Genomic DNA, 21498 nt, shown 5'->3' with positions numbered 1-21498 from the left:
CATGACCTTTGGCTTGAGGCAAGGCTCGCACCGTACTGAATCGTTACATCACCCGCACCGCGCGCAAATAACTGATTCACATCTCAAATTCAGATTGCAGCGCAGCGCGGACGCAATAGAGAACGCCTTCCGGCACGCGCCCGGCGAACAATGCAGCGATCTCTGCCACGGCCGGCAATTCGCCTTCACCGTCGAGGAACGCGTCCTGAACTTCACCCATCAAATCTTCGGGCAGATCCAGCGCCTGATCCAGTGACAGCTGCTGTTTGCCAATGGCTTCGGCAAGCATGGTGTAGACGTTTTTCTCTGAGCACTGCAACTGACCGGCAATCTGCAATGGCGTCATACCGGCGCGGGCAAGGGTTATCAGCTCGTGGCGCACGTCGGCCACCACTTTCGGCACCTCGGCCTGGCCACCGAGCACTTCGAGGAAGGCTTCGCCGTAGCGCTCGAGTTTGCGCGCACCGACGCCACTGACCGTGCCCATTTCCGCCAGCGAAGACGGCTGGCTGCGGAGCATTTCCAGCAGGGTCGAATCGGGGAAGATGACGTACGGTGGCACGCCGTGTTCTTCGGCCAGTTTGCGCCGCAACGCACGCAAGGCTTCCCATTGTTCGCGCTCTTCGCCGCGGACCAGTTGGCTTGCCTGACTCTTGCTGCTCTTAGCGGTGGTTTGCGGCTTGAGGTCGCGGCGTAATTCCAGGGTGACTTCACCCTTGAGCAGCGGCCGGCACTTATCGCTGAGGCGCAAGCCGCCGTAGCCTTCGAGGTCAATATCGGCAAGGCCCCGCGCAACCAACTGGCGGAACAGCGAGCGCCATTCGCTTTCGCCCATCGACTTGCCGACGCCGAACACCGACAAATGCTGATGGCCGAAGCTGCGCACTTTTTCGTTGTCCTTGCCCAGCAACACATCGACCAGATGACCAACGCCGTAGCGCTGGCCAGTTCGGTAGATCGCCGAGAGCGCCTGACGCGCCGGCTCGGTGGCATCCCAGGTTTGCACGCCATCGACGCAATTGTCGCAGTGGCCGCACGGCTCAGGCATGTCTTCGTCGAAATAGGCCAGCAGGGTCTGGCGCCGGCAGCGGGTTTCTTCGCACAACGAGAGCATCGCGTCGAGCTTGTGATGCTCCAGACGTTTGTGGCGCTCGTCGCCTTCGGAGTTTTGCAGCATCTGCTTGAGCATCACCACGTCTTGCAGGCCGTACGCCATCCAGGCATCCGCCGGCAGACCGTCACGGCCACCGCGACCGGTTTCCTGATAATAAGCTTCAAGGGATTTCGGCAGGTCCAGGTGCGCGACAAAACGCACGTTGGGTTTGTCGATGCCCATGCCGAAGGCCACGGTGGCCACCATGATCAAGCCTTCTTCGTTGAGGAAGCGTTTCTGGTGGTGGGAGCGTGTTTCGTTGGGCAGGCCTGCGTGGTACGGCAGCGCGGGGAAACCCTGCTCGCTGAGGAACACGGCAACTTCGTCGACTTTCTTGCGCGACAGGCAGTAGACGATGCCGGCATCGCTGCGGCGCTCGGCGAGGAACGCGAGCAACTGCTTGCGCGGCTGCTCCTTGGGCACGATGCGATAAAAAATGTTGGGGCGGTCGAAACTCGACAGAAAGCGCTCGGCATTCTGCAAGTGCAGGCGGTCGACGATTTCTTCCCGCGTGCGTTTATCGGCGGTGGCGGTCAGGGCAATGCGCGGGACGTTGGGGAACAACTCCGCCAACTGGCCAAGTTGCAGGTATTCGCGGCGGAAATCGTGACCCCATTGCGACACGCAATGCGCTTCGTCGATCGCGAACAGGGCGATCTCGAGACTTTGCAAAAACGCCAGCATGCGCGGCTGGACCAGACGTTCAGGCGCGAGGTACAGCATCTTCACTTCGCCACGCTTGATCCGCGCGGCCAGATCGCGTTGCTGCTCGGCGCTCAGCGTGGAGTTGAGGGCTGCGGCGGCGACGCCCAGTTCTTCGAGGGTCGCGACCTGGTCGTCCATCAACGCGATCAGTGGCGAAACCACCACCGCCAGCCCTTCACGCAGCAGCGCCGGCACCTGGAAGCACAAGGATTTGCCGCCACCGGTAGGCATCAGCACCAGGGCGTCGCCGCCACTGGCAACGCGCTCAATGATCGCACCCTGCCGGCCACGGAAACTGTCGTAGCCGAAGATGTCCTTGAGAACGCGTTGAGCCTGTTCGAGCATAAAAACTCCAAAAATCACCGAAACATCCCTGCAAGGCTGGTTCAGAAACACGCGTGCTGCACTGACAAATCGTAAGTGCGCGTTGCATGACACTTCACATCAGCCGCGACGCTGGCAGGGCATTCACAAAACGCGGGAGTATACCCGAGGGCTGTCCGGCAGAGGGCGCCGCTGAGAAGACCGGCAAGCAGGCAATGCCCGATCTTCCCGTGGGAGCTGCCGAAGGCTGCGATCTTTTTCATTTTGTCTGCAACAAGACAGATCAAAAGATCGCAGCCTTCGGCAGCTCCTACAGGGGGAACAATGCCGGGTCATGGGCAAATATGCCGCGCGGCTGGCCTGAGTGCTCAAGAAGGCCTAGAATTCGCGCATCTGTTTAATTCCCAAGGTAGCCCTTTAATGTCCTTCGCTGAGCAATTAACCCGCCTGCAAGTCTTCCTCGACGCCGATGAACTGCATGACGAGGCGCTGGACTACGTGGCCGCCCACGGCTACCTCACCGCGCTGTCAATCTGTTCGGAAGAAGTGCCTGAACGCGAATGGATCGACGCGCTCTTCGCTGAAGAACCGCATTACGCTGACGACACCGAGCGCAAAGCGATCGAATCCACGCTGATTCTGCTCAAGGCGCACATCGCCCGTCAGCTGGCCGCTGATGAAGAATTCGAGTTGCCTTGCGATCTTGACCTTGGCGAAGAGCCGGACGATTCCGACCTGCGCGGCTGGTGCATTGGTTTCATGGAAGGTGTGTTTCTGCGCGAAGCGGCCTGGTTTGAAACCGCCGAAGACGAAGTCAGCGAAATGTTACTGCCGATCATGGTTGGCTCCGGCCTGTTCGACGAGCAGCCGGAGTTTTCCGACATCGCGGCCGACGCCAATCTGATGGACGACATGATCGTGCAGATCCCGGAAGCCCTCACCGCGCTGTACCTGCTGTGCAATGCCCCGGACGAAAAACCGGCGATCCTCAAGCCACGTCACCACTAAGGTGCCGCCTATGGACAAACCCATAGGCAACCGCTCCCCGATGTTGCGCTACGTGCTGCTAGCCGTCGGCTGGCTGAGCGTGGCGCTGGGGGTGATCGGCATTTTCCTGCCGGTATTGCCCACTACGCCCTTCCTGCTACTGGCGGCCGCCTGTTTCGCCCGCAGTTCTCCGCGTTTTTATCATTGGCTGGTCGAGCATCCACGGCTCGGACCGTGGATTGGTGATTATCTTGAAGGTAACGGCATTCCACTCAAAGGCAAGGTTTACGCCATTGGCATGATGTGGATAAGCATTCTGTTTTCCTGCTATCTGGTGCCTCTAATGTGGGCTCGTGGTTTCATGCTGACCAGTGCAGTGCTGGTGACGGTGTACATCCTGCGGCAAAAAACCGTTCGCAAGGAGTGAACCTTGAAGTCGCCTGCATAACTACACTCTAGCCACTCATCTGAAATGCAGTACATCCTGTGATTTCTGACAGTAGCCGATATTGACCAATCCCCCCTTAAATTCCTCCGTTATCCCTCTTTCAAGGATCGGAGTAATCGCCATGACCGCAAAAACAACGAACATTTTTTCGGATACTGAAAACAAGGAAACAGAGACCGTCTTGAGCATTCGGGAAGTCAGGGATTCCAATGCGAATCTCATTCCTAACAATGGCTTGACGTTCGATACCAAGATCATCATCAGTGGTAATTCCGAGCCGTCCAGGTCACTGTTGATAAAGGATGGATTTGACACTCTGACGAATGCAAACAGTGACAGCCTAGGGAAATGGGCAACCGGTCTGTTTGAACTGAATGAACTCAAAGGGTATGCCCTGACAGTTTGGGATGGTAAATCGGTTTCCACGCCGCCACGGAATTTGATAGTTGCGCGGGCAAAGCCGAGCATTGAGGGAGTGATCGATGAAGAAGGGGACGTTGAAGACGCTGGCAATACCTATTTCACGTCGGTGACGATCACAGGCAAAGCCCGGCCGAATGAAAAAGTACAGGCCTTCAACGGCGCTATACCACTTGACGAGGGGCCGGTAGAAAGCAAGGGCGATTATAAAATCGTCCTGGAAAACCTCGAAACTGATGCCACCTATAACCTTACCGTCAAGGCACTTTACGGTGACTACGAATCCGAGCCGCGCAGTTTCACAGTACGCGATGATGTCGGGTTAACGCTCGATGCTGTCGAAGATTCCGTTGGCGCTCCTGTTGGAGAAGGTACTGTAACCTTCGATGACACGTTAACCATCAAAGGCAAAGCCCGGCCACTGGCGACCATTCAGTTATTTGATAAGGGCAATGTACTGGGCCCGCCGGTATCCGTTGGAGACAGCGGCGACTGGGAAACCATCATCGATGTGATACCGGGTGCTTATGCACTCACTGCCAAAAAGATGTACGGCGACAATGCTGTAACCACCCCACCCCGGACTTTCACCGTCCTGCAACGCGCCGATATTGCTCTCGACTCCGTTGAAGACTCCCAAGGTAATCCCGTCGCTCCCGATACCGTAACCTACGACAACGCGCTCACCGTGCGGGGCAAAGTCACGCCTCATGAGCGCGTCCAGTTACTCAACGATGCGCAAGCGATCGGTAGTCCATCAATTCCTGCTACGGACGGTGGTATCTGGACAGTCGAACTAACCGTCGCCAAAGGTCCATACAAACTCACCGCCAAAGAAGTCGACACCGATAACGAATCAACTCCGCCATGGAATTTCACCGTTCTGACAGACGTTGATCTGTCCCTGGATGACGTTAAGGATTCCAACGGACAAACGGTTGAACCAGACGCCACAATCCGCGACGACAGCGTGACCGTCAGTGGTTACGCCACACCTCTTGAAACCATTGTCCTTTACAATAATGGTAGCCCAACCAGTGCTACAGGCCCCGTCGACGATGATGGATATTGGGAAATCCGCTTACGCGTGTCCATAGGTACGTATAGCCTTACTGCGAAAGAAATGACCAGTGGAGAGGTGTCCAGCGATCCACGCACATTCACTGTAAGGGCAATCCTTTCGGCGACACTCGACAGCGTGGTGACTACCGGCGGCAAGGTCATTGAGAAAGAAGGTTTTACCTACGAGACGACGCTGATTGTCAAAGGCTCCGCCGAACCAGGCGAAACTATCGAGCTCTTTGATGGTGAAGATTCATTGGGTGATGCAACTGTCCAGGACAACCAACTTTACGAAAAAACCATCAGCGGATTATCAGTCAAAAGTTATAGCCTCGAAGCCAGACCAGACTACCCCGAGGGCGGTATTTCCGATCGGTACTCATTCGAGGTGAGAGCCAGCCCCGCGCCTTGGGAAACGCGGGTCCACCAACTGTCAGGCCTGATTCCCGACAACGGCACCACCTCAGACACCTATGTCGTTGTGCGCGGCGTCACTCAAGCGTTGAAGTCGGTAAAAATCAAGGTTAATGACGTCATCAGCCCCAAACTTGAGCCTGCCAACAACGACGGAAAATGGGCAGGGTTAATCGTAGGCCTGCAAAACGGTACGTACGTCGTGAGCGCCGTCTCATCCGACGACGACAGCGCTGAGTCCAATACGTGGACATTCACCCATGTCGCAGCCGCGGACCCAACCGAAAGCAACTGAGCTTGGGAACCATCAACAAAAAAACCGCTTAAAAGCGGTTTTTTTACTTCTTTTCTACCACTGATAACTCATCCCCAGTGTTACCGCGACAGGCTGTTCAATGTTTTTACCCTTGGCATAATCCACACCCGCATCGAAGCGCATGTTGTCCGACACCGAAACTGTCATGCCGGTGCCCACTTCAAAACCGGAACCCGACAAATCGGTATTGAGGGTGTTGCCGTTGACCCGCACGTTATCGTTCGAGGCAAATTCGTGAACCATGGCCACCCGCCCGTAAGGCCTCACTCGCATACTGCCCAGATTGACAGAGCGACCCGCCGAAACACCGAGCTTGGTCCGCAATGAATGGGTGCGATCACTGTCTGCTTGCATATCGTTATCCAGCCGATAGTTCCCGCCCTGGATAACCGCAGCGGATAACTGAACCGAAGGCTTGGCAAACCAGTCATTGCCCAGATCGATCAGACGACCACCCTCCAGCAATGCACTCACCGCTGAATTGCTATAGTCACCTTTGGCCCGCTGCCCATCACTCATGCTGACTTTGGATTCATTACGCAGATGGTTGAATTTCAGAGCGCCGTCCAGGAAGTCGCCATTGTCCGGATTAGACCAGCTGAAATAAGGTCCGAAGTAGTAGCTGTCGACATCGGCCGAAGTACCGCCGTCGAGCGACAGATCCGACTGGCTGTAACCGGCCATCAAGCCGACCCGCCATTGACTGTGGCCCAGTCGGGTGTCGACACCCAGGGATAATCCCTGCTGTTGTTGGCTGTAGCCAACGCCCGAACCGTCCGCAACTTTGTACTCGTTGCCGTAAGGCCGAATCCACAATCCGTTCAGATTGGCGTCCGATTGCAACTCGCCCATGCGGTTTTCCAGCGACTTCAATTCGCCGTAAGAGACTGTGAGTGCCGTTTGAAACAAGGCCACGACCGATTGGGCACCAGGGCTGAGTCGCGTGGTGGGATTGAGGTAATACTCGGTACCGCCGTCGGTATTGGTCCTTTCAGCCAGTTCATAGTCCCAGGTGCCGACATTAACCCGGCCGCCCAGCAACGAGAAAGTGGCCTGGTTACGCTCGATCTGCACCAGCGTCAGTGGCTGTGGATCTGCGGCATCCTTGCCTGACGCATTAACCTCCAGATCAAAGCTGCCTGTGGCCGTTGCGGCTGTTAGCAAGTCCCTTTCCCCAGTGGCAAAATTACCCTGCATGGCAATGGTGCCAGAGCCGGAAAGCGTAACGACGTCAAGTTGGCGCGCGGCGCGCTGTTCTCCAGGGACACCGAAGTTGACCGTGCCGTCGTTCAACGACAACGTATCGATGCGGTCGTTGTCCACCATGGTCAGATCCGACTCGTTGAGGGCAAGGTTGCTGCCGTTCAAACGACCGGTGAATGATGATCCATTGTTCAAGACAACATTGGCCAGAGAGCCTTCCTCACGAACGATATCGCCAGCCATCGCCGCCCGGTCGAACATCAGGCTGGCCGTGCTGTTCCCGGTGATTTGCACGTTTCCTTGCAGGCGACTGTTCACAATGTCCATGTCTGCCGCCGAAGCGCCCTGTACCTCGAGCAAGTTTCCGTTACTGCCAATCAGCGTGGAGTTGTTCGATACAGTGATGGTGGCGTCAACGCCTTGATCAATGATAATTGCTGCGCCATTGCGGCCTTCCACGGTGGAGTTGTCCAGGAACAGAGAAGCGTTGCCCTGTTGTGCAGGATCATTGACCATCACTACACCCGCAACATCACCGCTGATGTGTGTACGCGCCGTTGCGCGAACTGCACCGCCGAAAATGTCCACACCGTGACTACCCGCGGTTGTCCCGGTCGCTTGGCTATTGATGAGTTCGAGGGTACTCAAGCCGGAGACGGCGGCACCGGTTTCACCGCCGTTGAACTCACTGTCGGCAGCCGTTACGGTGGACCCCTGCGTCGACGCATTAGGGCGATTGACCAACAGGGCCGTCGAATCACTGTTGACTGTCGCCCGATTGATGGCCGCGCTACTGCTATTAATGGCGACACCAATGCCACCATTTTGTCCGTTGACCATCGCATCATTGAGGTTGAGGGCAGAGCCGGATGTCACGCGGATGCTCTCGGTTAACGCCCCTTGGACATTCAGAGTGCTGTTGTTGCGTACCAGGTAATCCGTGACTGGCGTTGTAGCCGAATCGACGTCCAGCGTTGCGCCGTTATCGACGATGGTCGCTGCCCACGCCGGGCAGCTCATAAAAAAGAAAGCGGACAATGACAATACTGTGAACGCACCTGTGGAATCAGGTACGCCTGAAATTTTTTTACCCAATATCATGCGCCTGCACCTTTTAAAAAAATCGGTCCCTTCGGCTAAATGTTCAGGGACGCCAAAGGGTGCGGACAATACAGAATCTTCCTACGCAAAAATGTAGGATTTATCTCTCTTAAAGTAAGGAAAGTTCTCGCCTGCCATGGCTGGCTTAGATAATTACCTGACAGTACAAAAAAGAGGCACTTTCGTGCCTCCGTGAACCCATCAGATTGCGCAAGTACCTCCGCTGATCCGCATCGTCACCTTGGTGGGGTCAGAGGTGGCCGATATCGTCTGACCATCAATAGATGCGCTATAAGCAACCTTGCCCCAACCGTCATTAGTAATTGCAAATTGCGCGTAGGGCACTTTCACCAGGAAACCATCTCTTGCTTCTTCCGGTGATGGGGTTTTTCTAACTGTCACCGTATTGCCAGGGATCTCCGCACCCGGATCATTACCCCCGCCGGTAAAGTCGTTTAAATAGCCCTGATAGACAAATTCGAGGTCTTGGTTTGCCAGTTTTGGTTCACCACCAGGAACTTCCACTTCGATAACCTTACCCAGCAACGAGTCGTCCCGAATGGACCTGCAACCTAACGTTGGCCCATCAAGATCATCGATCGTGTGCAAAAATTTTGGCACTGGTAAATTAATTGGCACAATGTACACGTCAACATGCTGATTCTGGGAACGGTTGAGATTTTCGTTCAAAGTGTGCGATACATTGTAGTGACACAATGTGGCTGGATCGTTTCCGCTGGCTTGGAAAATTCCTGGCTCAATCGTAAATGCCAGTACCGTCGCATCTGTTTCAGAACCGTCCATCGTCCACACGCCACCCTTGCCTCTGGCGTTGGCAGGGTCCGCTGGAACAGCGACTCCGTTGACAAATAGAGACACCACTTGTCCGGCCTCATGCCCTTTATAAATGTCCACAGTGGCATCAACCGGGGCAACGAGGTCCCCTGCCCTGATCGTGTTAGCCTCAGTTGTGACGGAGCCTTGCACATTAACGGGTAAAAGATCCGGATGCGGAGAACCCGGCAAACCCGGATTCTCCGGATCAACGGTTACCGGTGACCGCAGATCAATGGTCAAATCCTTAGGCGTAGGGACTTTCGGAAACAGTAACTTGCCGCGGCTGATCTGATACACAAGCGGTACCGTTTTCAAACCATTATTACCGTTTTGCAGATATTTATACGGCAGTGAAATCACACACGGAGATTGCGTAACCGAAACATTGATGGGTATCTGCCCGTCAACGCTCACTAGCGCCCTGTCCCCATCCAACGGGATATCGTATGTAATAATTACAGTAACCGGGGTCCGTGCATCGTCAACCAGGATTTTTCCGTCGTCGTCGTGCAGTTCAATTTTTAAATTCAAGTTTTCCGGAGGATCTGACAGAATTACACTCAGTACTCTGGACTCTGATGGAAGGCTCTCATTACCCTTACGATCTACAAGCACATAAAAAAGCGAATGGTCACCCTCCTCCTCACCAATAAATGCCTCTGTCAGCTTACGGGTCTCCGGAAGTATGGACATATCCGTGCGTTCGACTTCGTCGATCAAACGAGACAGAGGCAATGACTTGCCATAGCGAAATTGAACTTTGTCATGCAATTTTGCCCCGCCCCACTCATTGCAGCTCAATAGAACAAACCCGTGAGTTTTGAGGTACTGCTTGGTTATCATTTGTTCCGCTTCAATTTCGGCAGGAACATTTACTTTACCGACAGGAGTAGGCGGGTCCATATCGATATTGATATTAAGCTCATCGGAGTCTTCACTGTTGATGCCATACCACTGTTTAAAACCCAACGAATGCGGCCCAGGAACATTCAGGCGCGCCGCGTCAACTTGAAATGTCATCGGGAATTTCGCTGTAATTTCGGCAGGCGTCAAAGGAATGATAAAAGTCTGCTCTTCTCCGATCAGAGACCCATCCCAAATCAGCTGAACCCTTATACGTTGCCTTTGTTGGGAACTGGCATCCGGGAACTCGGCAATGCTCACATCCATGGCAAAGTTTCGGTCCTTGCGCTGCAGCTGGTTGCCTGGGTCATCTGCGGTCGCAGCAAGCAGCACGGCGCTTTTCAGGGTCGGCGCAGAGTTTTTGCGTTTGGGAAGGTTGCCCAGCATCACCCTATTGTTGTACAGCCGCTGTTGTTGTGCAGTCAGCGTCTTGAATCTTTCATATACGGTCATTTCGCAGTTCCTTCCATTGGCCGGGCTCGAGTAGCCCAAGGGGTGTAGCGAATCTGTGCTACCGACGGCAGTCGACGGCGATTTGAAAACCTTCCCGATACAAATGCTCGACGGTGGAAGCGAAGTGGAATCGTCATTAACCGGTGAACTCCCACCGTGCTTCGCGCGCCTGACGAGATGATTTAAAGGCAGACTCGATGTGCCGGCTACTGTCATAAATCACAGGTTTTAGAACCGCTGGTCGGGGGGCGACATCCACAAATCACGCGCATTAAAAAGCCCGCCATCCCTTACAAGGGAATGGCGGGCTTCGTTGTTGCAGTTATCAGATCAAACGGTATCAACCTTCAGCGAGTGGTCATTCAACATGCCAGTGATGATCGTCGCGGTGTCATGCCCGCCTGCGACCATCCCACCCGCACCCGGCGTCACGCCGTAATGGCTGGCGAGGTTGACACCGGCCAGATCGATGGTCTAGTTCGGCGCAGCGCCGGCCATGGCGCTAACATCGATACTGGTGATCACTTCGGAGCCGCTGCCGATTACTTTGAAGTGCAGGTAATCGTCCAGCGAGCTGACGGTAGCGTTTTCCCCCTGCAGCAGTTGTGACAGGTCGAGCTTGTCGGTACCCGGGGTGAAATCCGTCACCACGTCATGCCCGCTGTTGCCTTTCAGCCACTGGAAGGTGTCCGCACCAGCACCACCCGTCAGGGTGTTGTTACCGAGGCCGCCGATCAGGAAGTCGTCGCCGTCGCCGCCGTTGAGGATGTCATTGCCCAGCCCGCCGGTGATGACGTTGCTACGGCTGTCACCGGTAAGCTGGTCGTTGAAGCTGGAGCCCGTGAGGTTTTCGATCGCGGTCAACGTATCGGTGCCTGCACCGCCGGTGTTCTGCGCATTTGTCAGACCCAGGTCGACTTTGACCCCGGCCGTGGCGTTGGCGTAGTTGGCGGTGTCGACGCCTGTGCCACCGTCGAGCAAATCGTTGCCTGCGCCACTGTAGAGCAAGTCATTGCCGGCGCCACCGTGCAGCTCGTTGTTGCCGGCGCCAGCGCTAAGCACATCGTTGCCGTTGCCGGCATTGAGGATGTTATCGCCGGCGCCCGCCACCAGCACATCATCGCCTGCAGTACCGGCGATGGTGTGACCGGCCTGATAGCTGATGGACACTGCCGCGCTGTCACTGCCGCCGTGACTGTCGTTGGCCGCGTAGGTGCCATGTGCGTCGGGAGTGACATCCTTGGCGTTGGCGTAATTGACAGTCATGGTCAATTTATACGCTTCGGAATCAGTTCCGCCGTTGCCCGGGGTATCCAGCGTATTGATGACACGGATTTGGTAGGTGCCGTCCGAGTTCGCCGTAAGGGTCTGGCCGTCCGCAAGCGCCATGAACGCGCCACCGTTGACCGAGTACTGCATGCCGATGTTGCCCGCCGCCAGGTTGTGATCCAGGTTGAGGGTTTCACCCTGTTTCAGGTTGACGGTGATGCGGTCCTCGTCATTGGCATTGAGGTTGCTGACCGCGCCCAACGCACCGCCCACTACCAGCACAGCGGTCATCGCCGCCGTGTTGGCAACGAACTGGCTGCGAGCAATTGTCACTGCCTGCTCATTGCTGCCGGTGAAAACGAAATTCGATTTGGTGCCGATAAAGTCTGCGCCTTTCGCGGCCCAGCCGGTCTTGAACGTGGTCGGCGAGGCGGTCATCTGATCGCCATTTGGATCCTTGTCGTTGGCCAGCAACAGCTCACCGGGCACGACGATGTTAGGCGCGAGCACGTTGGTGATGACGTGATCGTCCACTGCCACCGGTGCCCCGTTCGGGATGACCTTGATCACCAGTTTGGCGCTGGAGAGGTCGCCGTCGTTGTCGCTGACGGTGAAACCAACGTTTTCCGTCAACACAACCGTCGTGGTTTTCTGCGAGGTGTAGGTGTATTCGCCGGTATCGAGGTTGACCACCAGCGTGCCTTTGTTGTCGGTGGCGATGCTCAGGGTGTTGTTGACCGTGTTAAAGGTGCCATGGTTGGCCGCCCCGCTGACCGTCAGCGAACCCTGGTTGCTGTTGCCTTTCGGATCGAAGCTGTAAGTGGTGCCATCGACCGTGATGGCTTTAATGAAACCGCCATCGGCGCCAAAGGTACCGCCCTCGCCCAACAACGTACCGGTGACCGGCGCGCCGACCACGGTACCGGAAAGCACCGAGTTGAGTTGGTTGAGATCCGTCACCACCACGGAGTTGGTGTCGGTGCCTTGGCCCGTACCGGCGGTACCGTCAAACGCCAGCGGATCAAGGTTGAGATTGCGAGCGCCATTGCCCAGGCCGATCGCATAGTTGTTGATGTTGTTTGCTTCGAGGAAGTTTTTCCAGCCAGCTTCTTCCGTTTTATCGAGGTTGCCCACAGTGGGTTTACCGTCGGAGAAGAAGTAGCCAACGTTCTGCGCGCCGGCCAGTTTGCCGTCGTTGCTGAACGCAGTTTGCGCCACTTTGATGGCTGCGTCGTAGTTGGTGTCCCCGTGCGCCACCAGGCCGGAGATGATCGACTTGGCGGTGGCCACATCGACCCAGATCGAGGTCTTGTCGGCGGCATCGCTGCTGAACGTGACGATCTGCACTTTAACGTCGCCGAGGTCATCGTACTTGTCGAGCAAGGCGCTGATTGCCTGTTTGGCCAGCGCCATGCGCGACAGACCGGCGACACCGGATGCGTCCTTCATACTGCCGGAGACGTCGATCACCAGCAGCAGGTTGGAATCGATCTCCACCGCAGCCACCGAACGATCAGACGCGACGGCTTTTGGCACGTCATCGACAATGTTGATCTGGATGGTGCTGGTGGTGCTGTTGCCCAGCGCATCAGTGGCCTTGTAGGTGAAACTCTCGCTGACGCTGTTCGCGCCATCGTTGGCGCCCGGCGAGGTTTTCGGGGCCGAGGTCAGGGTGTAGGTGTAGGTGCCGTTGGGGTTCAGCAACAGTTGCCCGAACGCACCGGTGGCGTTGCCAACCAGGGTGTAAGTGACCGCACCGCTGGCGCCGCTGACCGAACCGACCAAAGTGCCGCTGGCGGTTTCGCCGGCGTTGCCGGGTTCGCTGCCAGTGACCGTGCCAGGCGCCAGATCCAGACCGCCCTTGTTCAGGTCCAGCGCTTTTTCGTAGACGGTAACGTCGGTGTCTTTGGCGGCTACGATACCGCTGTTGTTGACATCAATGGTGATGGTCGTGGTGGCTTCATCGCCGTCACCATCGCGCACGGTGTAAGAGAACACATCAGTCGCGCCAGCAGGGTTAACGCTGTTCGGATTGCTGTGGTAAACCGCATTGCCCTGGGCATCCAGCGTCAGGTAACCGTAGTTGCCCTGAATCTTGGTATTCAGCCCGCCAATGGCCGAGCTCGAATTGTCGTCGCCAGCGCGCACGCCGATGACCGCGCCACCCGCTGCAGCGCCGTCCGCCCCGAGTTTGTCGTTGCCGAGCACGTTGCCGGTGACGGTGCCGCCTTCAACGACCGAGACAAAATCGCAGTGGGCGATCGGCACGTCATCAACAATGTTAACCACGATCTGGCTGGTGACCGTGTTGCCGAGCGAGTCGGTGGCCTGATAGGTGAAGCTTTCGGTCAGCCGATTCGGGCCATCATCCACGCCCGGCGTGGTCGTGGCTGGCGACGTGAGGGTGTAGGTGTAGCTGCCATCGGCGTTGAGCAAAATCTGCCCGTAAGTCCCGGTGGGGTTGCCAACCAGCGAATAAGTGATCGCGCCCACTGCGCCGGTGACGGAGCCGACCAGCGTGCCGCTCGCTGTCTCGGCAGTGCTACCCGGCTGGCTGCCAATGACTGTGCCCGGGGCCAGGTCCTGGCCGTCGCGGGTCAGGTCGAGGGCTTTTTCCGAGACCTTCACATCTTTGTCTGTCGCGGCCACGAGGGCGCTGTTGGAGACGTCGATGGTGATGGTCGTGGTGGCCTCATCGCCGTCGCCATCTCGTACGGTGTAAGAGAACACATCAGTCGCGCCAGCGGGCTTCACACTGTTCGGATTGCTGTGATAGACCGCATTACCTTGGGCATCCAGCGTCAGGTAACCGTAAGTGCCCTGAATCTGAGTGTTCAGCCCGCCAATCGCCGAGCTCGAATTGTCGTCGCCGGCGCGCACGCCGATGACCGCGCCTGCCGCTGCAGCGCCGTCGGCACCGAGAATATCGTTGCCCAGCACGTTGCCGGTGACGGTGCCGCCTTCCACGACCGAGACAAAATCGCAGTGGGCGATCGGCACGTCATCAACAATGTTCACCACGATCTGGCTGGTAACCGTGTTGCCGAGCGAGTCGGTGGCCTGATAGGTGAAGCTTTCGGTCAGCCTGTTCGGTCCGTCATCCACGCCCGGCGTGGTCGTGGCCGGCGACGTCAGGGTGTAGGTGTAGCTGCCATCGGCATTGAGCAAAATCTGCCCGTAGTTACCGGTGGCATTGCTGACCAGCGAATAGGTAATCGCGCCAACCGCACCGGTGACTGAACCGACCAGCGTGCCAGTCGCTGTTTCAGCGGTGCTGTTTGGACGGCTGCCTTCGACGACGCCCGGCGCCAGGTCCTGGCCGTCGCGAATCAGGTCGAGGGCTTTTTCGTAGACTTTCACGTCGCTGTCTGTCGCCGCCAAGAGGCGACTGTTAGAGACGTCGATGGTGATGGTCGTGGTGCTTTCGTCGCCATCGGCATCGCGGATGGTGTACGTGAATACATCAGTCGCACCCGGAGCGCCAACTGTGTTCGGGTTGCTGTGGTAAACGGCGTTGCCGTTGGCATCCAGAGTCAGGTAGCCGTAAGTGCCGTTGATCTGCGAATTCAGACCGCCAATGGCCGAACTCGAGGTGTCGCTGCCGCCGCGCACGCCAACCACTGCGCCGCCTGCGGCCGGGCCATCAGCGCCGAGTACGTCATTGACCAGCACATTACCGCTGACAGTCCCGCCTTCCGCCACCGAGGTGAGGTCGACAGAGGCGGTAGGCACGTCATCGACGATGTTGATCACAATCGTACTGGTAACGCTGTTGCCCAGCGGGTCGGTGGCCTGATAGGTGAAGCTTTCGCTCAGGGTGTTCGGTCCGTCGTTGGCATTCGGCGTGGTGGTCGGTGGCGAAGTCAGGGTGTAGGTGTAAGTGCCATCCGGGTTGACCTGTATCTGACCGTAGGTCCCGGTGGCGTTGCCGACCAGGGTGTACGTCAGCGCACCGGTCGTGCCGGTGACCGAACCGACCAGGGTGCCGGACGCAGTTTCGCCAGTGTTGCCAGACTGGCTGCCAGTCACGGTGCCAGGCGCGAGGTCCTGGCCATCCTTGGTCAGATCCAGCGCATTTTCTTTGACTGTGACATCAGTATCGACGGCCGCAACCAAAGTGCAGTCCGCCACGTTGATGGTGATGGTCGTGGTGCTTTCATCACCGTCCGCATCGCGCACGGTGTAGGTGAACACGTCAGTCGCACCCGGTGCGCTGACTGCGTTCGGATTACTGTGGTAAACCGCGTTGCCACTGGCGTCGAGCGTCAGGTAACCGTAGCTGCCGTTGATCTGCGAGTTCAGCCCGCCGATGGCCGAGCTTGCGGTGTCGCTACCCGCGCGCACGCCCACCACGGCACCGCTGAGCGCCGGACCATCGGCACCGCCGATGTCGTTGTTAAGCACGTTGCCGCTGACCGTGCCGCCTTCCTGCACAGTGTCGGCATCCGGGTTGGCGGTCGGCAGGTCATCGACGATGTTGACGTTAATCTGGCCCGACGCGGTGCTGCCGTCAGTGTCGGTCGCGACCACGTCGAAGCTCTCGCTGATGCTGTTGGCACCGTCGGCATTCGGGTGGGTTTCATTGTCGACCAGCGTGTAGGTGTAGCTGACCACGCCGGTGATCGGGTTGTACCCGTTGATAGTCAGCGTGCTGCCCAGCGGCGTCACGGTCGACTGCGGGAAACCTGCGGCGACGCCACCGGTGACCAGGGCGATGCCGCCAACGGTCAGGGTTTGCAGGCCGTCCAGCGCGGTGACGGTGAAGGTGTCGCTTTGGGTCAGCGCCGGGGTGTTAGGGCTGGTGCCGTCGCTGAGATTCTGTTCGGAAACGGTCAGCTCGCCACCGTTGACGTCGAGGCCGTTAAGGATCACGTCATCGTTGTTGTTGTTGATGTTCAGCACCAGCGTTGCGGTGCTGGTGTCGCCGTCCGCGTCGGTGAGCGTGTAGACGAAGCTTTCCGTGCCGTTGCCGCCGCCATTCAAGGCTTTGAAATCGGCGTCGCTGACGTCGAGGGTGTAGGTGTACGTGCCGTTGGCGTTGAGCACCAACGTACCGTAGGTGCCGGTGAACGTACCGGCAGTGATCGGCCCGGTCGCGACACGGTCGGCGCCTTGCACGTCATTGGTCAGGACATTGCCTTCGAGCGCCGGCAGGGCTTCGGACCCGGTGCCGGTGTTGCTGTCGTTGATCGCTTGCGGCACGTCGTCGACGATGTTGACGTCGAGGCTGCCATTGGCGGTGGTGCCGTTGTCATCCACCACGGTCACAGCGAATTGTTCGGCGATGCTGTTGCTGCCATTGGCACTTGGATGAGCTTCGTTGTCGGCCAGGGTGTAGCTGTAGCTGACGATGCCGGTAACGCTGTCGAAACCGGTGATGGTCAGCGTGCTGCCGAGCGGTGTGACGACCGATTGCGGGAAGCCTGCTGCCACGCCCGCGGTGACCACGGCGATACCACCGACGGTGAGGGTTTGCACGCCGTCCTGAGCGGTGATGGTGAACGTGCCGCTCTGGGTCAGTGCCGCCGCGTCCGGGCTGGTGCCGTCGCCGAGGTTCTGTTCACGGACCGTCAACTCGCCGCCCGCAAGGGTCAGCCCATCGATAACCACCGGGTCATCGTTGTTATTGATTTCCAGGACCAGGTTGGCGGTGCTGGTGTCGCCGTCGGCATCGGTGAGGGTGTAGGTGAACGTCTCAGTGCCATTGCCGCCACCGGTCAACGCTTTGAAATCCGCATCGCTGGTATTGAGGGTGTAGGTGTACGTGCCGTTGGGGTTGAGCACCAGCGTGCCGTAGGTACCGGTGAACGTGCCGCCGATGATAGGGCCGCTGTCGGGGCCAACCGGAATCCGGTCGGCGCCCTGCGCGTCATTCGGCAGGACACTGCCGGTCAGCGTGACGAGGTTTTCCGAAGCCGTGCTGTCGTTGCTGTCATCGACTGCCTGCGGCACGTCATCGCTGATGTTGACGTCCAGCGTACCGGTAGCGGTATCGCCGTTGTTGTCGCCGGCAACGACGGTGAACTGTTCGCTGAGGTTGTTGATGCCGTCACCGGCCGAATGGGTTTCGTTGCCGGTGAGGGTGTAGCTGTAGCTCACCACGCCAGTGGCCGGGTTGTAGCCGGTCACTGTCAGGGTATTGCCCAACTGGGTAGTGATCGATTGCGGGAAACCGGCAGCCACGCCACCGCTGATCACGTTGATCCCGCCGATGCTCAGGCTGGTCAGACCATCCGGTGCGGTAATGCTGAAGGTGCTGTTCTGGGTCAACGCGCCAGCGTCGCGTGCGGAACCGTCAGCGAGGTTGGCTTCGTTGACCGTCAGTTCGCCACCGGCCACCGAGAGGCCCGTCAGGGTGACAGGGTTGTTTGGCGTGTTGGGAACCTGCGGGTCACCGGGCACCACTGGATCAACCGGGTCAACCGGGTCCACTGGATCAATCGGATTAACCGGGAGGTCGCCAGGATCGCCCAGGCCATCATCCCCGTTATCCGGGTCACCGGCCAGACGCCCCAGCGGGAACTCGGGGATGCCGTTGAAGCCTTCGGTCGGGAAGCCGACGGTAGGATCGACGCGCCCTGCCACTTCTTCCAGCAACACGAAACTGTGGCCGCCACCCAGCGGACCACCTGGTGCTCCCGGATTGCCCGGGCCGGCCGCCGTGGCTTCGCCGGTTTGAGTCGGGTCAGCGCCCGCAGCGATGGCCTTCTGCAGCTGTTCGACATCGGTCAGTTGCGCCTGGGTCGGCGTGGTCGCGTCAGCGGTATCCACGTGCGGCGCCTGATTGGCAAGCAGCTGCGCATTCATCTGAAGGCTGCTGCCACGCCCTAACGTCAGCTCCTGGCCGTTTTGCAAGCGCACCGCTACCGCTCCGTCGGCTCCGGTCATCAACTGATCGCCAGCGTACAGCTTGTCGCCCTCGGTCAAGACCCGACGCGCGCCATCGCCCGCAACCGCGAACACCTGGCCAATGATTTGAGTGACGGTACCGATGAGCGTAGCCATTAACATTTCCTCCGCTGCCAACCGCTGTCGGCACCTGTTGTCAGCGAAGAAGGTGCACTGGCTCGAGCAGGTGGCTGGTAGCTGAAGACTGCGGGCACGATAAAACAAGCCGCAAGTCAGTCCTCAATTACGTCCAGCGCTTCGTTTTCAGTTAAGCCCGCAACAGTGAAAATCTTCGCCATCTGTGGCATCCAACTCACCGTGCAATGCAGCCCTGTCAACGATCTGTAACGGTCTAACCACACAGAGTGACAAAAAAATGTCGCTCAAACCGTTACACTTTTCCTCCCCTCCAGCACTTCTTCGCTCTATGTCGATAAGTGGATGGAACTTTTTGTACGTTCCCTTGATCGCGCTACAAGTCTCTTGCTTCAAGGGTTTTACGAGTGAACAATGTCGTGGAATCAGCATAGCGCATAAGTTTTTTTTAGAATAAGGTTTATGAGAAATTCTTCTTAACTTTTCGCTGGAATGTTCTTAGCTCTGTTGTTACAAGCATGAAACGGTTTTACCTATAAATGTCGTCAAATATTTGGCGACTGATAAAGCACCATCAGAATCCAGGGAGATGCACCCATGCGCCTTTTAACACCCCTCTGCAGCGCGATATTACTGGCCATGGCCTGCACAACTCAGGCTCAGGCCATGTCGTTGACAGAGGCCATCCAAAGTACCCTCGCCACACACCCGGAACTGGCTTCGCGCGTAGACAGCCGTTTGTCCGCTGACGAAGATGTAAAAGTTGCCAAAGGCGGGTTTTATCCGTCGGTGGATCTGAATGCCGCGTACGGGCGCGGGTACAGCGATAACACCAACACCCGGGCGTTCGGCAACCACAACACCAAAATCCTCACCTACACCCAATCGGAACTGCGTCTGCGGCAGATGCTCTTCGATGGTTTCAACACTGCCAACGAAGTCGAGCGCACCAAAGGCGTGGTCAATTCCCGGGCCTATTACGCTCAGGGCACCGCCCAGGATCTGGCCCTGCGCACCATCGAGGTCTACCTTGAAGTGCTCAAGCGTCGCGAGCTGGTGACACTGGCCACCAACAATCTGCAGGCGCACCTGCGGGTCAACGACCAGATCGGCCTGCGCACGCAGCGCGGCATCGGCAGCAATGCTGACGCCGATCAATCCACTGCCCGTCGCGCGCTGGCTGAGAACAACCTCGACACCGCGCAAGTCGATCTGGCCGATGCCGAGTCGAACTTCTTCGCGGTGACCGGACGCATGCCCGACGAACTGGAAACCCTGCCGTCGATCCGCGGGGAAATGCCCGCCAATCTGCAAGACGCGCAGACGAGCATGGTCGACAACAACCCGTACCTGAAATCCGCCCAGGCTGATGTGCAGTCGGCCGAGAGCCAGTACGAAGTTGCCAAGTCGCCGTTCTACCCGCGCTTCGACGCTGAAGCCGCAGTAGGCGCGAACAACAACGTGCAAGGCGAGGAAGGCCACGACAACGAGTGGCGCGTCGGTGTGGTGATGAACTACAACCTGTTCCGCGGCGGCAGCGACAAGGCACGCCTGGCTTCCAACGCGCACCTGATCAACCAGGCGATGGACATTCGCAACAACGCCCTGCGTCAGCTCAACGAAAACATTCACCTGGCCTGGAACGCCATGGTCAACGCGCGCAAGCAAACCCCGACCGCTCGCGAATACGCCGAGACGACCACTCGCGTGCGCGCCGCTTATCAGGATCAGTTTGGTCTCGGCCAACGGACCCTGCTCGACGTGCTCGACAGCGAAAACGAACTCTACAATGCCAACCGTCGCTACACAGAAGTTCGCTACACCGAGGAATATTCCATGTACCGTGTGCTGGCGAACATGGGCCAGCTGTTGAGCAAGCAACGAGTGGTGCTGCCGGCCGATGCAGTCGCTCAGACTGAAGTGAAAAGCGAAGCCCGTTTGCCTGAACTCAGATAAGCCGTAGGAGCTACCGGAGGCTGCGATCCTTTGATCTTGCTGTCCTTAAGATCAAAATATTCAAGCCTTCGGTGACGCCTGCGCTCAGCTGCATTACTACGGATCTACAGGAACAATCAGTGTGACCAGCATGGAAACCGGCAATACCGGCGTCGATCCGCGGCTGAGCTTCGACGACCCGCTTCTGGATGGTCTGTTGATTCTCTGCAAACTTCATGGCGCGACTGTCAGTCGCGCCAGCCTCAGTGCCGGGCTGCCTATGGCACACCAACGCTTGAGCCTGGACCTGCTGCCTCGTGCAGCGGCCCGGGCCGGTTTGCAGGCGCGCCTGTTGCGGCGCGAGCTGGCGGACATCTCGCCGCTCAATCTGCCGGTCATGTTGATGCTCACCAACGGACGCACCGCCGTGCTGCGACGCGTCGGCGATGACGGGCGCCTGTTGATTCTGCCCAGCGAAGCCGACGGCGGCGAGCAATGGGTCAGCCGTGAAGAACTGACGGCCGACTACACGGGGCAAGCCTTGTTCGCGCGCCCGCGCCACGAGCTCGAAGACCTGCGCGCGCCGCTGGTACCGAGGGTGGATGCGTGGTTTCGCGACACCCTGAAATTATCGAAATGGCTGTACAGCGATGCGATTCTCGCCAGTTTCCTGATTAACCTGCTGGGTTTGATGGTGCCGCTGTTCGTCATGCAGACCTACGACCGCGTGGTGCCGAACCAGGCCACGTCGACCTTGTGGGTATTGTCGATCGGGCTGTTGATCGGCACCGGTTTTGAACTGGTGCTGCGCCTGGTGCGTGCGCACTTGCTCGACACCGCCGGGAAGAAAACCGATGTGATCCTCTCCGCGACGTTGTTCGAGCGTATCACCGGCATGTCGATGAAAGCGCGACCGGCCACCATCGGCGGTTTCGCCCAGAGCATTCACGACTTCCAGGGGCTGCGCGAATTCCTCACCGCCGT

At 57.9% G+C, this 21498-nt stretch carries 9 protein-coding genes; 5 read left to right on the top strand and 4 right to left on the bottom strand.

The window, feature by feature from the left end; genetic code table 11:
• Window positions 1-76 precede the first annotated feature (76 nt).
• Window positions 77-2203 carry a DNA helicase RecQ gene (gene recQ / locus DU29_RS0111225; RefSeq protein ID WP_028621790.1) on the bottom strand — a complete coding sequence of 709 codons (2127 nt, stop codon included), beginning with the start codon at window positions 2201-2203 and terminating at the stop codon, window positions 77-79.
• Window positions 2204-2602: 399 nt separating this feature from the next.
• Between recQ and DU29_RS0111220 the strand changes: the two genes are divergently transcribed.
• From DU29_RS0111220 to DU29_RS0111210, 3 genes are all read left to right on the top strand, one after another.
• The gene (locus DU29_RS0111220) at window positions 2603-3190 is read left to right on the top strand and encodes a UPF0149 family protein (protein ID WP_028621789.1); all 588 of its coding nucleotides are present in this window, start codon (window positions 2603-2605) and stop codon (window positions 3188-3190) included.
• 10 nt (window positions 3191-3200) lie between these two features.
• Window positions 3201-3596 carry a YbaN family protein gene (locus DU29_RS0111215; protein WP_028621788.1) on the top strand — a complete coding sequence of 132 codons (396 nt, stop codon included), beginning with the start codon at window positions 3201-3203 and terminating at the stop codon, window positions 3594-3596.
• 142 nt (window positions 3597-3738) lie between these two features.
• Window positions 3739-5808 carry a hypothetical protein gene (locus DU29_RS0111210; RefSeq protein ID WP_028621787.1) on the top strand — a complete coding sequence of 690 codons (2070 nt, stop codon included), beginning with the start codon at window positions 3739-3741 and terminating at the stop codon, window positions 5806-5808.
• 54 nt (window positions 5809-5862) lie between these two features.
• Here the strand turns inward: DU29_RS0111210 and DU29_RS0111205 are convergent, their stop codons facing one another.
• The 3 genes from DU29_RS0111205 to DU29_RS01000000129825 all read right to left on the bottom strand — a co-directional run bounded on the left by DU29_RS0111205 (window position 5863) and on the right by DU29_RS01000000129825 (window position 18600).
• On the bottom strand, window positions 5863-8070 hold the full coding sequence (locus DU29_RS0111205; RefSeq protein WP_328286319.1) for an autotransporter outer membrane beta-barrel domain-containing protein: 2208 nt from the start codon (window positions 8068-8070) through the stop codon (window positions 5863-5865).
• 264 nt (window positions 8071-8334) lie between these two features.
• A complete protein-coding gene (locus tag DU29_RS0111200) occupies window positions 8335-10326 on the bottom strand; it encodes a hypothetical protein (RefSeq protein WP_028621785.1) in 1992 nt (663 codons plus the stop codon).
• Window positions 10327-10800: 474 nt separating this feature from the next.
• Complete coding sequence (locus DU29_RS01000000129825; RefSeq protein ID WP_442961290.1) at window positions 10801-18600, bottom strand: retention module-containing protein; 7800 nt, start codon at window positions 18598-18600, stop codon at window positions 10801-10803.
• Between the two features lie 576 nt (window positions 18601-19176).
• Between DU29_RS01000000129825 and DU29_RS0111190 the strand changes: the two genes are divergently transcribed.
• Both DU29_RS0111190 and DU29_RS0111185 read left to right on the top strand, forming a co-directional pair.
• Window positions 19177-20535 carry a TolC family outer membrane protein gene (locus DU29_RS0111190; RefSeq protein ID WP_028621784.1) on the top strand — a complete coding sequence of 453 codons (1359 nt, stop codon included), beginning with the start codon at window positions 19177-19179 and terminating at the stop codon, window positions 20533-20535.
• 121 nt (window positions 20536-20656) lie between these two features.
• On the top strand, window positions 20657-21498 hold an 842-nt coding region (locus DU29_RS0111185; protein WP_028621783.1), incomplete at its 3' end, for a cysteine peptidase family C39 domain-containing protein.

It is taken from the genome of Pseudomonas sp. Ant30-3, from assembly GCF_000690905.1.
Lineage (GTDB): Bacteria > Pseudomonadota > Gammaproteobacteria > Pseudomonadales > Pseudomonadaceae > Aquipseudomonas.
Note: the sequence above shows the minus strand (reverse complement) of the source record. Positions and strands in the feature narration are given on the sequence as shown.

What these genes read in the sequence shown, in the direction of transcription:
- recQ (WP_028621790.1), bottom strand. Translation starts at nt 2,203, where the DNA reads ATGCTCGAACAGGCTCAACGCGTTCTCAAGGACATCTTCGGCTACGAC.
- DU29_RS0111220 (WP_028621789.1), top strand. Translation starts at nt 2,603, where the DNA reads ATGTCCTTCGCTGAGCAATTAACCCGCCTGCAAGTCTTCCTCGACGCC.
- DU29_RS0111215 (WP_028621788.1), top strand. Translation starts at nt 3,201, where the DNA reads ATGGACAAACCCATAGGCAACCGCTCCCCGATGTTGCGCTACGTGCTG.
- DU29_RS0111210 (WP_028621787.1), top strand. Translation starts at nt 3,739, where the DNA reads ATGACCGCAAAAACAACGAACATTTTTTCGGATACTGAAAACAAGGAA.
- DU29_RS0111200 (WP_028621785.1), bottom strand. Translation starts at nt 10,326, where the DNA reads ATGACCGTATATGAAAGATTCAAGACGCTGACTGCACAACAACAGCGG.
- DU29_RS01000000129825 (WP_442961290.1), bottom strand. Translation starts at nt 18,600, where the DNA reads ATGGCTACGCTCATCGGTACCGTCACTCAAATCATTGGCCAGGTGTTC.
- DU29_RS0111190 (WP_028621784.1), top strand. Translation starts at nt 19,177, where the DNA reads ATGCGCCTTTTAACACCCCTCTGCAGCGCGATATTACTGGCCATGGCC.